We start from the raw sequence: 15,966 nt of genomic DNA on the forward strand, positions 1-15,966 counted from the left end.
AGATATTTTCTTACATTTACGGGCTTAACACTAGAAATAAAGATGATTACTCATTTAAGGGGTAGGCTTATCGAAAAAAATCCAACCTATGTGGTCGTAGACTGCAATGGGGTTGGTTATTTTGTTAATATATCGCTGCATACCTTTTCTGCTTTGCCACAAACAGAGGCAATATCTATTTATACACACCTTCAGGTAAAAGAAGATAGCCATACCCTATATGGGTTTATGGATGTGATGGAACGTGAGATATTTAGATTATTAATTTCTGTTTCCGGAATAGGAACGAGTACAGCTAGAACAATGTTGTCTTCTTTACATCCTGATCAAATAAAACAAGCAATAGCATCTAATGATGTAGCTACAATTCAAGGAATCAAAGGGATAGGTGCAAAAACGGCTCAACGTGTCATTTTAGATTTAAAAGATAAAATCTTAAAAGTGTTTGATTTAGATGTCAATTCTGCCTTACAGAGCAATACACACAAAGAAGAAGCGTTATCAGCATTAGAAACATTAGGTTTTGCAAGAAAACAATCTGAAAAAGTTTGTATGCAAATTCTTAAAGAAAAGCCAGAGGCTAGTGTAGAGATCATTATAAAAGAAGCATTAAAAAAATTATAAAGCCATTTTGGGGACAAAATATTACTTAAAATTTCGCATACTTTTATTAGCTGTTATGAGTTTGTTCTTCTTAGGGACGTCTTCATTAACAGCACAAGAAGGTAACCAACCAACACCGCAAGATTCAGTACCAACTACATTTTCTTTTGGAAATTTATCATTGCCTAATCCTAATAGTATTGTTTCAAAATACACCTACGATCCAGAAACAGATCGATATGTATATACAGAGCAATTAGGGTCTTTTAATATTAATTACCCACTTATTTTAACACCTGAAGAATATTTTCGTCGCCTTAGAGATGAGCAGATGAAACAATATTTTGATGAGAAAGTAGCGGCATTAGATGGGAGAACAGATGAAGGGAAAGATGCTCAAAAGAGTTTAATACCTACACTTTATGTGAAATCAGACCTCTTTCAAACCATTTTTGGAGGTGATAAAATTGAATTTACACCTCAAGGATCTGTAGAGATGGATTTAGGGGTATTATTTACCAAGCAGGATAATCCTGCCTTTTCTCCTCGTAACAGAAGTAACCTAACATTTGATTTTGATCAACGTATTAGTTTAAGTTTATTAGGTAAAGTAGGAGAACGTTTGCAAGTAACTGCAAACTACGATACAGAGTCTACATTTGATTTTCAGAATCAAATTAAATTAGAATACACACCTACCGAAGATGATATCATTCAAAAAATAGAAGTAGGTAACGTCGCAATGCCTCTTAATAGTTCCTTAATACAAGGATCTCAAAGTTTATTTGGAGTTAAGACAGAACTCCAATTTGGGAAAACAAATATTACAGCTGTTTTTGCAGAAAATAGATCACAGCCTCGAACAGTAACTGCAGAAGGTGGAGCAACTGTTCAGGATTTTGAAGTAGCAGCATTAGATTATGATGAGAACAGACACTTTTTCTTAGCGCATTACTTTAGAGATACGTATGATGAGTCTTTAAGAAATTACCCATTTATTAATAACAATATCCAAATTACACGTATGGAAGTTTGGATTACCAATAGACAAAACCAAACGCAAGATGCTCGTAATATTGTCGCTATTCAAGATATAGGGGAAGCAGATCCATCAAATATAGGATTAGATTTCCCACCTGCAGGATTTATAAATAATCCAGCAAGTGCATTTCCTGATAATGCCAATAATGATTTTAATCCAAGAGGGATTACAGACGCAAGTGTGCAATCAGTACTTAGTAATGCCATTAGAGATGTTGCAACAGTGCAACAAGGATTTGGAGGTGTGCAAGTAAGTGATGGAGTAGACTATGTGTTACTAGAAAATGCACGTAAACTACAACCTAATCAATATACATTGTATCCTAGATTAGGATATGTTTCGTTAAATCAACGATTAAATAATGATGAGGTGCTTGGAGTTGCATTCCAGTATACAGTGGGAGGTCAAGTTTTTCAAGTAGGAGAATTTGCAAATGATGGTATTGAAGCAACAAATGGAGATCGTCCAGACGCTGATGACGATGGTATTCCAGATATCGCCGATGCTGATTTTGGACAGGGAAGACCCGATCAAGATCAAGATGGTATTGCTGATGACGCAGATGCAGACGTCAATGGAGATGGTGTGCCAAATGGACAAGATGCCGATGGAAATGGTATTTTAGATAGTGTAATTCCTGCGGGTCAGGCTGGAAGTCCACAAAACCTTGTTGTTAAAATGCTTAAGAGTAATTTGACAAATGTTCAAGAGCCTGTTTGGGATTTAATGATGAAAAACATCTACCCTCTAGGAGCCTTTCAATTAGAACAAGATGGTTTCCGTATGAATATCGTATATGCAGATCCTTCTCCTTTAAATTTTATTACACCTATTAAGAATGGTGTTCCAGTATCATCTACCGACAATGGAGTTCTTGTAGAAGATTTACCTTATAGTTTTAATGGAGTGACTGACGATGCGAGTGTTAATCCTCAGATCATGCCTATCGAAAATCTTGAAAATGCTATAACAAATCCAGATAGAGGTTTCTTAGAGAGTAATACTCTTTTAAGAGTTTTTAATATGGATAGGCTTACTGCTTTTGGAGATCCACAAACTGGCGGTGATGGTTTTTTTGATTTTGTGCCTGGGACTACTGTGCACTTACAGAGTGGAAGTATTGTTTTTACTACTGTGGAGCCTTTTGGAGAGCATTTGTTTGAGTTATTAAGGCAAGATAGGAATCAAGTAGATATGATTAATGATGAAGATTATGAAGATGAAGATACTTACAATGAACATCAAGCAAAATATGTATATAATACATTATATCAATCTACAAAGACAATTGCCCGTGATAATGCAGAAAAAAATAAGTTCTTATTAAAAGGGCGTTATAAATCTGCTCAAGAACAAGGCATATCATTAGGTGCATTTAATATCCCTCAAGGATCTGTTACTGTAACAGCAGGAGGACGTCCTTTAGTTGAAGGATTAGACTATACCGTAAATTATCAGTTAGGTCGTGTAATTATATTAGATAAATCTTTAGAAGCTTCGGGTATTCCTATTACGGCATCTGTAGAGAATAATGCTGTTTTTGGACAACAGAACAAACGCTTTACAGGACTTAATATAGAGCATCGTTTTAGTGATGATTTCATTGTTGGAGGAACTTTCTTAAATTTAAATGAACGACCATTAACACAAAAAGCAACCTATAGTTTTGAACCTATAAATAATACCATATTTGGAATCAATGCTAGTTATTCAACAGAGATCCCATTCTTAACAAGAATGGTAAATAAATTACCAAATATAGATACAGATGCGCCTTCCAACTTTTCGATACGAGGAGAGGCAGCATTCTTATCTCCAGGACAACCTAAAGGAACTGATTTCAATGGAGAAGCGACATCCTATATAGAAGATTTTGAGGCTTCGCAAACAGCCATTGATGTAAGTAGTCCTTTGCAATGGTTTTTATCTTCTGCTCCAGTAGGTTTTGGAGGGGAATTACCTAATAACGATATCGCAGGAGGTTTTAGAAGAGCAAAATTAGCTTGGTATACCATTGATCCTGTTTTTTATAATTCACAACGCCCAGGAGGAATATCCGATACAGACCTTTCATTGCCAGAAACACGTCGTGTTTTTAGAGATGAAATTTTCCCACAACAAGATATCGTAGCTGGGCAAACACAAGCCTTATTTACACTTGATTTAGCATACTTCCCAGATGAAAGGGGACCCTATAACTTTAGTGTAGATGCACAGGATGAACAATTAAATAATCCAGAACAGAATTTTGGAGGTATAATGAGGCAACTTACTTCTACAGATTTTGAACAAGCAAATGTAGAATTTGTTGAATTCTGGTTATTAGATCCGTTTTTTGCTAATAATGATACGACCAACCCTGGAGGTAAATTGACCATAAACTTAGGAAGTATTTCTGAAGATATTCTGAAAGATGGTCGTAAGCAATATGAAAATGGATTGCCTGAAGTGGCATTCCCTCAAGATGGATTTGATGAAGCAACTACCACGACAAACTGGGGAAAAGTACCAACCAATCAATCATTAGTATATGCTTTTGATACAGAAGGGGCAGCTCGTAATAACCAAGATGTTGGGTATGACGGGCTAAATGATGCTGAAGAAGCAAATTTATATCCTGGATTTGCAGGACTTCCTGATCCAGCAGGAGATAATTATGATTATTTCTTGAATGCTCAAGGAGATGTTATTGAGCGTTATAAAGCATTTAATAACCTACAAGGAAACTCACCAGTGGAGGTTACTCAAACCAATAGGGGATCTACTACATTCCCAGATATAGAAGATGTCAACCGTGATAATACGATGAATACGATTGATGCCTATTATGAATATGAACTAGATATCAATCCAGGGACTCTTAATATTGAGACAAACGAATTTGTGACTGATGTTCGAGAACTTACAGTAACCACACAAGATGGCTCTTCATTACCAACACGCTGGGTGCAATTCAGAGTTCCTATTAGCCAAGCTACAAATGTAGTAGGAGGTATTTCTGATTTTAGAGCCATACGTTTTATGCGTATGTACATGAGTGACTGGCAAAATGATGTAATTCTCCGTTTTGGTACGTTAGATTTAGTGCGTGGTGATTTTAGAAGGTATTTATTGACGCTAGATCCTACAGAGCCAAATAATGATAATGATAATACATTGTTTGAAGTTGCTGCGGTAAATATAGAAGCAAATGAGACTCGATCTCCGGTACCCTATAATTTACCTCCTGGCGTACAAAGAGAACGATTAAATAATAATAATAATAATATTCGTCAAAACGAACAATCACTCTCTATACGTGTAAATGGTCTAGAAGAACAAGATTCGAGAGGGGTCTATAAGTTTTATAATCTAGATATGAGACAGTATAAGAATCTGCGAATGTTCATGCATGCAGAGGCATTATCTGAAGATGGCAGTGATGGATTGAATAATGACAATATTGTTGGTTTTGTGCGTATGGGTACAGACCTTAATAGTAATTTCTATCAAATAGAATTAGGATTAGAACCAACGCCATTCAATGTGGCTCAGACTAATCGAGAAGCGATATGGCCTGCCGCAAATGAAATGAATCTTGATTTAGAATTACTACAGACTATTAAGGCTAAAGTGATTTCAGGGGATGTGGAAGATGATCCTGATGCCATTACGTATTTTGATCAAAATGGAGACCGTGTAAACCCTGCGATCATCTGTCATGTCCCTGGAGAACTTCGTATAGGTATCAAAGGATTGCCTAGTTTTGGAGATATAAGAACATTAATGCTGGGAGTTAAAAACGGGAACCCAAGAACAAGTATCGATATTGGATGTTCTCCCGGTGAAATAGGAGGAGAAGTATGGTTTAATGAGCTTCGTCTTTCAGATTTAAGTAATGAAGGAGGATGGGCAGCAGTGGTAAATGCAGATGGAAATATAGCTGACTTTGCTACCGTATCTGCGACAGGTAGACAGAGCACAGTAGGATTTGGAAGTATAGAACAAGGGCCTGCAGAACGTAGTCTTGAAGATGTATTCCAATATGATGTGGTTACCAATGTAAATGTAGGACAGTTATTACCTAAAAAGTGGGGAATTCAATTGCCTTTTAATTATGCAATAGGTGAAGAGATTATTACACCAAAGTTTGATCCTCAGTTTTTAGATTTAGAACTAGATGATAGATTAGATAATGCAGCAACACAAGAAGAACGAGATGATATAGAAGGTGCAGCAATAGATTATACAAGACGTAAAAGTATCAACTTTATAGGAGTTCGTAAGGAACGTACAGGCGATAAGAAACCACAGCCTTATGATGTAGAAAACTTAACATTCTCTTATTCGTATAACCAGACAGATCATAAAGATTTTGAAATTGAGCAATCTAGAGATCAGAATGTTCGTCTTGGAGGAACGTATAGTTTTGATTTTCAAAACAAACCTGTAGAGCCATTTAAGAAAAATGATTCGTTATTTACAGGAAAGTACTGGAAATTCCTTAAAGATTTTAATTTCAACTATTTACCATCTAATATTTCTGTGAGTTCTAATATTGTAAGACAGTATAATGAGCAAAAATTCAGAGACCTTTTAGGTAGTGAAAGTGATATTAGTATCCCTAGACTTTTTCAACGTAATTATCTTTTTGATTGGCAATACAGTGTGAATTTTCCAATCACAAATAGTTTGCGATTTAATTATGATGTAAGTCATAATCGTATTGTGCGTAATTATTTAGATAATGATGGAAATCCTAGTTTCTTAGATGATAATGGAGATGAAATAGAAGGATTTGGCGTATATAATGGGTTCTTTGATATAGGACAACCTAATACGCATTTTGGAACATTGCAGTTAAACTATGATCTTCCTTTTGATAAATTTCCATTTTTAGAATGGATTACAAATACGACATATTCGTATACAGCAAGTTATACTTGGCAACGAGGGTCACAGCAATTCCAGACACTTGAAGGTATTCCAGATCTAGGGAATTCTGTAGAAAATAGAAATACACATGCCATTAATAGTACCTTAGAGATGGACAAGCTTTATAAATATATTGGGCTTACTAAGAAGACTAAAGGGAATAACATCAAAGATAGATCACGAGGAGTTCCTTCACCTACAGATGAAGAAGATTCAAAATCAGGATCACTCACTAAGAAAGAAGGGACTACAAGTACACTTGGTGGTGGAGATAAAGCACTCAATACAGGTATAGGTCTATTAACTGCTATAAAGAGAGTACAAATAAACTATCAAGAAGATAATGGTATCTTTTTACCAGGATATCTTCCTTCTATTGGGTTTTCAGGTAGTTTAAGACCAACTGCAGGATTTATTTTTGGAAGTCAAGCAGAGGTAAGAGAATTAGCTGCTCGTAATGGATGGCTTACATTGTTCCAAGATTTTAATCAGCAGTATAGAGAAGTTGAAAGTAGAAATTTAGGAATACAAGCACGTATTGGTTTAATAAAAGACTTGGATATAGACCTTAACTTTAATCGTATTTTCCAAGAAAACTATTCAGAAAATTACCGTATAGACCCTAATACACTCCAGTATGAGTCTCTAACAGGTAATAATTTTGGAAACTTTAATATCTCAACATTATTAATAGGTACAGCTTTTAGTAAGAGTACTTCAGATTTTTCAGAAGCATTTAATACATTTAGATCTAATCGTATTGAAGTAGCAGATCGTTTAGCTGCCAATTTTTATGGTACTACTGAATTTGAAAGAGATGAAAATGGATTCCCTGTAGGTTTTGGACGTACAAATCAGTCTGTATTATTGCCAGCATTCTTGGCAGCTTATACAGGTAGAGATGTTTCAAAAACAAAAACAGGACCTTTCAGAGATATCCCATTACCTAATTGGAATATCAAGTATACAGGACTTATGCGTCTTAAATGGTTTAAGCAGAACTTTAAGAGGTTTTCTATGCAACATGGGTATACTGCTGGATATACAATTAACCAGTTTAATACAAACTTAGCCTTTAATAGAGATACAGATTTTAACCCTGAAATAGCACAAACCGATCAAGCTGGAAATTTCTTAAACCCTACATTATACGGTAGTGTTACATTAACAGAGCAATTTACGCCGTTGATGCGTTTGGATTTTGAAATGAAAAATTCTGTAAAAATCCTTGCTGAAGTAAAACGTGATAGAGCTTTAGGATTGAGTTTTGATAATAATATCCTTACAGAAATAAAAGGAGATGAATATGTGCTAGGATTAGGATATCGTATTAAAGATTTAACGTTTGTCACTAATTTTGGAGGTCGTAGAAAAGTTCTTAAAAGTGACTTGAACTTTAAAGCAGATCTTTCTTTACGACGTAATGAAACAATTATCAGATATCTTGATATCGATAATAGTCAAACAACTGCTGGACAAGATATATATGGATTACAGTTTACAGCAGATTATGCGCTAAGTAAAAATTTAACAGCGTTATTCTTTTATGATCATACATTTTCTACATTTGCAATATCAACAGCATTCCCACAGACTACAATTAGATCAGGATTTACGTTGAGATATAATTTCGGAAACTAGTATAGATGATAAGCGTGTTATAAACGCTTTCGCGAAAGCATAAACAAACCACATAATAATAAACTAATAATGAGCATACCAGCAGAATTAAAGTACACAAAAGATCACGAGTGGGTGCGTATCGAAGGAGATACAGCTACCGTAGGTATCACACATTTTGCCCAAGGAGAGTTGGGAGATATTGTATATGTTGAAGTAGAAACATTAGACGAATCACTTGATAAAGATGAAGTATTTGGAACTGTAGAAGCTGTAAAAACAGTATCAGACCTTTTTCTTCCGTTAACTGGAGAGATTGTAGCATTTAATGAAGCTCTTGAAGATGACCCAGAATTAGTAAATAAAGATCCTTACGGAGAAGGCTGGATGATCAAATTAAAGATAGCGAATACAGAAGAAATAGAAGACCTTCTTGATGCTAGTGGATATGCGTCTATCATCGGGGCATAAGGTATTATTTGTAATTGCTATAGTATATACAATAGCGCTTACATTAGGGTCGCTTATACGTCCAATACATATCGTAGAGACTCCTATATCAAATATCGATAAGCTCCTGCATGCAGGAGCTTATTTTGGTTTAACCATTTTGTGGATCATGTGGATGATTTTCAAACGTTCTAATAAAAATGATATCTCATTAAAATTAATGCGAAAAATCGTTTTAGGAGTTGTTGTAATAACCATTCTTTATGGCGCCTTAATGGAAGTTTTGCAAGGAACGCTTACTTCATATAGAACGCCAGATGGGTGGGATATTTTGGCAAATACTACGGGAAGTATTCTTGGTTTAGGAGCGTGTCTCATATATATTAACAAATCTAGAATGCTAAAATCATAGTTTTAGTTTTATTTTAGGATTTTATTTCGTTAATTTACTTTCTTTAATATTCACAATTTATGGAAAACAAGAAAAATCCAAAAGCAGATCTTAACAAACGTAGTTTGCTGTTTTTACAATTAGGTCTTATTGCCGTTCTTTTGATAACGTATGTTACAGTAGAATGGAAGACTTATGATAAGAGCGATATTAATTTAGCGCAATTAAATGTAGATGACCTAGATGAAGATATTCCAATCGTAGAATTAAATACACCTCCACCACCTCCACCACCTCCACCGCCACCAGCACCGGAAATCATAGAGGTAGTAGAAGATGAAGAAGAAATTGAAGAAACAATTATAGAATCTACTGAAACTACACAAGATGAAGAAATCGTCGAGGTAGAAGAAGTAGAAGTTGCTGAAGAAGAAGAAGAAATTGCAGATGTACCATTTGCAGTTATTGAAAACGTTCCCATTTTTCCTGGATGCGAAAGCAAAAAGAACAATGCAGAGCGTAAGAAATGTATGAGTGAAAAAGTAAGTAAGCTCGTAAATAAGAAATTTAATACAGAACTTGGGTCTGATTTAGGACTAAGTGGTGTAAACAGAATATTTGTAAGTTTTAAAATAGACAAAAACGGAAACATTGTAAATATCCGTTCAAGAGCTCCGCATCCTAGATTAGAACAGGAAGCAGCACGTGTAATTAAATTACTTCCTAAAATGACACCTGGAAAACAAAGAGGTAAGCCTGTAGGAGTATTATATTCACTTCCAATTACGTTTAAAGTAGAAGATTAATTTCTTTCTTTTCATAAAATTTAGAAATCCCGATGGCGTTAGCTCTCGGGATTTCTTTTTTGGTATGCTTGTTGATTTGCTTTAAAAATTGTTTAACATTTTAAAATCAAATCTTATGAGAAATTCACAAGAAAGTAAGGATGTTCGCCAAAACATTCCTTATGCAAAATCACGCAAGCATGAAGCAAATTTACGAAGAAATCCCACACTCCATTTTCAGATTGGATTAATCCTATCATTATTTGTTGCAATTCTATTTATAGAAATGCGAATGCCTACCAAAGCAGAAAGAGGTCCCTCTGAAGGTATAGGGGAAGAAGACCTTCTTTGGTCAGAAGTTATTGATATCGAACCAATACAGGTGGATAAAATTACTCAAAAAGAACCGCCGCCACCTCAGCAACAGCAACCGGAAGATTTCACCATCATAGATGATGAAGACGATTTGCTTGAAGAGTTTGTAGATGATACGGAAACAAATCAAGATGATATTATATCTGATAATGAGCTTCAAACCCTTGAAGATCCAGATGTTGATGTAGAAGATATCGCTCCTATTCCTGTAAACTTTGTGCAAAAAGTGCCTATTTTTCCTGGTTGTGAAGGGTTGAATACTAATCAAGAACGCAAAGATTGTATGAGTAGTAAAATTTCTAAAATCATTAATAGAAAGTTTGATACTGAATTAGGAGAAAAATTAGGACTTACAGGTGTAAATAAGATTTTTGTTCAGTTTACAATTAATAAAGAAGGTGTTGTAACAGATATGAAGGCAAGAGGGCCTCATGAAGCTTTAGAAAAAGAAGCAAAGCGAGTTATTGGTTACCTTCCTAAGATGACACCAGGAAAGCAAGGAGATAAGTCTGTAGGGGTGATCTATTCACAACCTATTACTTTTCAAATACAAGATTAAATAAATCTTCAAATAAAAAATAAAACCCGTTACGAACCAGTAACGGGTTTTTGTATTTAAAATTCCTATCTTTCGCTCATTAATGCATAACACCTACCATATGCACAAATATGTTGCCCTTCTTATAAGTATACTAGTGATAACGTCTGTACAGGCGCAGATCAATCCTGATCCAAGTGATTTTGAAAAATACCCTATGTTTCCTGATTGTGAAACGCTTGCAGTAGCAGATATTCCCAATTGTTTTAATGCAAAGATGATCCAGTTCTTTGTTGAAAAATTTGAAATGCCTTCACGAGTTACTGAAGAGCAGTATGAGGGACAAATGGTGATGCTTTTTGAAGTAACAACAAAAGGAGAATTCAAACTTTTGAATACAGATGCAATATATGTAGAGCTTAAAGAGGAAGCGCAGAAAGTATTTGATCAACTTCCTAAAATACAACCAGCAACCTATAATGGAGAACCTGCATATATTCAATTTTCTATGCCTGTTAAGATTCCGCTTTCGCGAAATAAAATAGGTGAGTATACATCTCCAGAAATAACAACTACTGAAAAGACTGAAACAAATGCACTTGAAGCTCAGGCAGCCTCAAAGGAATTAGAGAATATAAAAAGTAAAGACTTTGATAGAAAAGTACAGTATAAAAGCCAACTTAACATTCCTTTTTCTCATGAAGTATATTCCAGATTTGATAAGGCATTAAATCAAATAGGGGTAAATACACATACAGCGAGTCGTCCTTTTTTATATGATGTCGTCAATAACTACCATAATTTTGACTCTATAGTCAATACGCTACAGCTAGATAAGAAAAGTTGGTTTGGACGAAAGTTCTTTAATGAACATATGATTCGTTTTCAGGGAGATAATTATTGGTTTACAATAAACCCTGGGGCAGACCTTGCATTAGGAACTGAAACAGATGATCGTAAAGTTGAAAATCTAACCTATAATAATACAAGAACTGTTTTTATTCAAGGAGGTATCGGTACTAAGTTTAGTTTTTATACGGCATTATTTGAAAGCCAAGGACGCTTTGCACAATACTATAATGATTATGCAAGATCGCTTCGTCCAGATGGAGGAAATCCAGCTGTAATACCCGGAAGAGGTATTGCTTCCGAAGGAAGAGGAGGTGATTTTGATTACCCTGTAGCTGAAGGATATGTATCGTATACCCCAAATAAGTTTTTTAATTTTCAAGCGGGAACTGGTCAGCAATTTATTGGAGATGGATATCGCTCATTACTCTTAAGTGATGTATCTGCAAACTATCCATTCTTTAAAATAAATACAACCATCTGGAGGCTTAAGTATACAAATACATGGTCGTCAATAAAAGATGTACGACCAGGAGTCACTGCCGATGGTGCATTCATTAATAAATTTGCTGTAAATCATTACTTAAGTTACAATGTAAATAACAAGCTTAATTTAGGATTTTTTGAATCTGTGATCTCTGCAAGTGAAGATAATGGAGGATTTGATGCGAGTTTATTAAATCCTATTATTTTTCTTAGGAATGTAGAATTTCAAAGAGGTTCTCGAGGCGGAAATGCATTAATTGGTTTAACGGGAAAATATAAGCTTTCAAATAATATCAATATATATGGACAGCTTGTTATAGATGAGTTACGCCTTTCGGAGCTTACAAGCGGAAATCAGAACTTTAGAAATAAACATGGTGTCCAGTTAGGGGTAAAATATTACGACGCTTTTAAAGTGCCTAATCTCTTGTTACAAGCTGAGTTTAATCAGGTACGACCGTATACGTTTTCTAATAACGATCCATTGCTTAGTTACACCAATACCAATCAGCCGTTGGCACATCCTTATGGAGCTAACTTCAGAGAGTTTATAGCAATAGCTAGATATCGAACAGATAGATGGTATGGAAATGCACGTATTATCTATGGGCAACGTGGTTTTGAAGGAGATATAAATGATGTGTTCTTTGGAGGAAATAACTTATTTGGAAGTGAAGATAATAGACCAAGTGATAATGGAATAGCATTATTGCAAGGGAATAGAGTAAACTCTTTATATGCAGATTTGGAAGTAGGCTATCTTATTAATCCTGTAACAAATCTTAAAGCATTTATAAATCCAATATTCAGAGATTTTAGTGCAGAGATGCAAACAGATGCTGTTTTTGATACGAGTACACTTTGGTTTAATATAGGTTTTAGAACAGACTTGTTCAATTGGTACTTTGATAACTAATACGTTTTTTTAAATTGGTGAGTTTTAAGTATACGCTTTCGCGAAAGCGTATAGTGAATGATTTTAAAACGTGAAGAAACGCTGCAATCACCAATAAAGATGTAATGATTACAGCGCTTATTTTATGACAGTTCTTTTAAGAACTCGTCTAGTCTGCTAAAAACAGAGCCCCAGCCATTCATAATTCCCATTTGTTCTTGTTGTATTTTGTATGCCTCTGTAGGATGAATCACATGAAACGTGAAATCTGTTTTGTCTCCATTTTTCTTAAATAATGACACGATTTCTACCCCTTCAGTCATAGGTTTAAAGTTAGCTGTTGATGTGATTTTCTCTAGCTCAGTAATTTCGGTGTATTCTCCTTCTGCAATAAACTCTTGTCCGTTAGGCATGAGCATCGAGTATTTCCATTTTCCACCTACTTTAAATGAATGTTCTACTATTGTAGTTCCTTCTCCTCTAGGATTCCACCATTTTGCGATGTGTTGAGGATCTGACCATGCCTCCCATACTAATGCTATAGGTGCATTAAATGTTTTTTTAATAGTAATTGTTCTGTTAGATTTATCCATCTTTCTTGTTTTTTGATTGTAATTCAGTTAAGTAATTTTCAAAAGAGTCAATTCTTTCTTCCCACAGTGTTTTGTATTGTTCGATCCATAAAAAAGCAGGAACTAACTGTTGAGGTTGGATTTTGCAAAACCGTTTTCTCCCTTCTTTATGAATTTCAAGAATGTTACACTCATTTAATATTTTGATATGCTTTGAAATAGCAGGCCTGCTTATGTCAAATTCTTCGGCGATATCATTAACGGTTAGCATTTTTTTTGACACCAATTCAATAATATCTCTTCGTATGGGGTCAGCAATTGCTTGAAAAACATCTCTTCTCATATCTAATTAGGTAACCAATTGGTTACAAATATAAATGTAACTATTCGGTTACGCAAATAATTTACTTAAAAATGTTAAAGATGGTTTTTAACTTTTGAATGCTGTAATAAAACTTGAAGCAGTAACGTTATCAGAATAAGGGACAGAACTACTTCAACTAAATTATCTTAAAAATGTCATCAAGAATCGCCTTTGTGGGGATGGTTGTTCTGTTGTTGCTGTCTTCATCATGTCAAGAGTCGGGGTGTTATAAATCTCAACGCAATCAAATCTTAGGAAAAAACGAATATAATAGTAGGATATATCAAGAAGAGCTCTATAGGCTTATTAAAGAAAATCCCGATGTAGATTATTATTTTGAAGTTCGAGAAGAAATTTTTGGACAAAGTTACCTTGTGATTAATGCTTTTGGAGATGCTTTTTGTGGAAAGCTATGCCTAATGATTCCTGAAGAAGATACCACAAGTATTACACTTAAAGATTCGGCTGAGTTTCAAGGAGCACAATTAATTGGATTACGCTATAAACAACACAAGACCGACTATGGGTCGGCCTTGGTGTATGATTCTGTAGAATATATTGTTGATTAATAATTAAGGAACGATTCTTCGTCCAAAATTAATTAAGATATGTGGTTTCTTAAATCCTACTGTCTTGGTTTTTTTCTTTCCATTGTAATCGGTAATGATCAGTGTAGGGTATGCAGAAACGCCATATCTACGTGCTATTTTTATACCTTCTCTTGATTCTGCATCAATAGAAACATTAATAAAGTTTTTGTTATAGTAATCTCCTACGTTGCGATCTTTAAAGCTTGTACGTTTTAGTTGTTTACAAGGACCACACCAAGTAGCATAGAAGTCAATAAATACATATTTGTTTTCTTCTTTTGCTTTTGTGAGCGCCTCTTCCCAACTTCCTTTAAAGAAAGAAATTCCTTTTTTCTTTAAAGGAGCATCACTATAACTTGATAGTGTGAAAGCTAGAGCGCAAAGAATGAGTATATACTTACTTTTCATGACATAGACTTTTTCTGCTAAAAGCCAAGGTAAGAAGTTTTAGTGACTCATTTCTTTTTCTGAAGTAATACTTTGATACGCTGCACGACGTATTTTTTCTCCAGTGATAAAATCTTTTTCAGTTTCTTTATCAGAGTAATACATCGAAGTTAATGTTTCCATTTTGGCAATTTCTTCTTCGGTCTTTCCTGCTTTCATTGCGTTAGAGACGTTTTCATGAATACCAACAAGCATGTCGTGATACTTTTGATAATCTGCTTTACTTGCTATTGGACCGTGACCTGGAATGATTTTAGTACTTGCGTTGATGATTAAGAGTCCTTTTTTGGCAGCTTCGATATCTCCTGCTAAGCTTCCTCCATTTTTAATATCTATGTATGGGAATTTAAATCTGCCATGAAAATAGGTGTCTCCTGTGTGTAATACATTGCTTTGTACAAAATACACCAATGCATCTCCATCTGTATGTGCATTGTGAACGTGTGTGATGAAAATATCATTTTCGTTCATATAAAAAGTCGCATCGTCACTAAATGTAATTACGGGAAGTCCTGCGCTTGCTGTATTTTCATTTGATTCAAGACGTTTGCGTACATTATCGTGAGCAACAATCATAGCACCAGCGGCTTCAAAATTTGCATTCCCACCTGAGTGATCTCCATGAAAATGAGTGTTTACTAAAAACTTAACAGGTTTGTCCGAAATCGTTTTGATAGCTGTGATAATTTTGTCACTTAAAGGTGCAAATTGATCGTCAATCATAAAAACACCGTCTTCTCCTACAGAGATTCCTATATTTCCGCCAGCACCTTGAAGCATATAAATATGGTCAGACACAGGTTCTATTTTAATTTTCACATTGTCAAAACGACCTTGTGCATATCCTATAGAAGTGATTGTAAATAAGGCTATAAGTATACTTTTTTTCATAATAATGGTTTGTGTTAAAGGCTTCCAGTCGTAAATTGCAGAGAAAGCTTTCGCGAAAGCGTAATTTTAACACGTATTTAAGATGCATATATTGTTGTGTAAACGACAATCAGGGAGTATCTTTGCACAACTTTTAAAATAGCTAATCTTCTTG

General features: G+C 34.8%; 12 protein-coding genes. 8 read left to right on the top strand and 4 right to left on the bottom strand.

The genetic code is table 11. The annotated features are described in order from the left end of the window. Positions 1–42: 42 nt before the first annotated feature. From ruvA to Q1A60_RS00345, 7 genes are all read left to right on the top strand, one after another. Positions 43–624: a Holliday junction branch migration protein RuvA gene (gene ruvA / locus Q1A60_RS00315; protein WP_299762779.1), complete on the top strand. Its 582-nt coding sequence runs from the start codon at positions 43–45 to the stop codon at positions 622–624. Between the two features lie 55 nt (positions 625–679). Further along, complete coding sequence (gene sprA, locus Q1A60_RS00320; RefSeq protein ID WP_299762782.1) at positions 680–8,200, top strand: cell surface protein SprA; 7,521 nt, start codon at positions 680–682, stop codon at positions 8,198–8,200. Between the two features lie 69 nt (positions 8,201–8,269). After that, on the top strand, positions 8,270–8,650 hold the full coding sequence (gene gcvH, locus Q1A60_RS00325; protein ID WP_299762784.1) for a glycine cleavage system protein GcvH: 381 nt from the start codon (positions 8,270–8,272) through the stop codon (positions 8,648–8,650). Continuing rightward, complete coding sequence (locus tag Q1A60_RS00330; RefSeq protein ID WP_299762786.1) at positions 8,628–9,041, top strand: VanZ family protein; 414 nt, start codon at positions 8,628–8,630, stop codon at positions 9,039–9,041. Before gcvH ends, Q1A60_RS00330 begins: the two co-directional genes overlap by 23 nt. A gap of 59 nt (positions 9,042–9,100) precedes the next feature. Next, the gene (locus Q1A60_RS00335) at positions 9,101–9,826 is read left to right on the top strand and encodes an energy transducer TonB (RefSeq protein WP_299762788.1); all 726 of its coding nucleotides are present in this window, start codon (positions 9,101–9,103) and stop codon (positions 9,824–9,826) included. Between the two features lie 115 nt (positions 9,827–9,941). After that, positions 9,942–10,739 carry an energy transducer TonB gene (locus Q1A60_RS00340; RefSeq protein WP_299762790.1) on the top strand — a complete coding sequence of 266 codons (798 nt, stop codon included), beginning with the start codon at positions 9,942–9,944 and terminating at the stop codon, positions 10,737–10,739. A gap of 100 nt (positions 10,740–10,839) precedes the next feature. Then, the gene (locus Q1A60_RS00345; protein WP_299762792.1) at positions 10,840–12,969 is read left to right on the top strand and encodes a gliding motility protein RemB; all 2,130 of its coding nucleotides are present in this window, start codon (positions 10,840–10,842) and stop codon (positions 12,967–12,969) included. Positions 12,970–13,091: 122 nt separating this feature from the next. On the opposite strand, the gene Q1A60_RS00350 is transcribed toward Q1A60_RS00345, so the two are convergent. Beyond that, positions 13,092–13,541, bottom strand: a complete 450-nt coding sequence (locus tag Q1A60_RS00350) for an SRPBCC domain-containing protein (protein WP_299762794.1) — start codon at positions 13,539–13,541, stop codon at positions 13,092–13,094. Continuing rightward, on the bottom strand, positions 13,534–13,863 hold the full coding sequence (locus tag Q1A60_RS00355) for a metalloregulator ArsR/SmtB family transcription factor (RefSeq protein ID WP_299762796.1): 330 nt from the start codon (positions 13,861–13,863) through the stop codon (positions 13,534–13,536). The genes Q1A60_RS00350 and Q1A60_RS00355 overlap by 8 nt, the downstream gene beginning before the upstream one ends. A 173-nt stretch (positions 13,864–14,036) precedes the next feature. Between Q1A60_RS00355 and Q1A60_RS00360 the strand changes: the two genes are divergently transcribed. Further along, on the top strand, positions 14,037–14,453 hold the full coding sequence (locus Q1A60_RS00360; protein ID WP_299762798.1) for a hypothetical protein: 417 nt from the start codon (positions 14,037–14,039) through the stop codon (positions 14,451–14,453). Between the two features lie 3 nt (positions 14,454–14,456). Here Q1A60_RS00360 and Q1A60_RS00365 read toward each other — a convergent pair whose 3' ends face one another. After that, complete coding sequence (locus Q1A60_RS00365) at positions 14,457–14,882, bottom strand: thioredoxin family protein (protein ID WP_299762800.1); 426 nt, start codon at positions 14,880–14,882, stop codon at positions 14,457–14,459. Positions 14,883–14,921: 39 nt separating this feature from the next. Next, entirely contained in the window at positions 14,922–15,812 is an 891-nt protein-coding gene (locus Q1A60_RS00370; RefSeq protein ID WP_299762802.1) for an MBL fold metallo-hydrolase, read from the bottom strand. Between the last annotated feature and the right edge of the window lie 154 nt (positions 15,813–15,966).

Source organism: uncultured Dokdonia sp. (assembly GCF_947492535.1).
Lineage (GTDB): Bacteria > Bacteroidota > Bacteroidia > Flavobacteriales > Flavobacteriaceae > Dokdonia.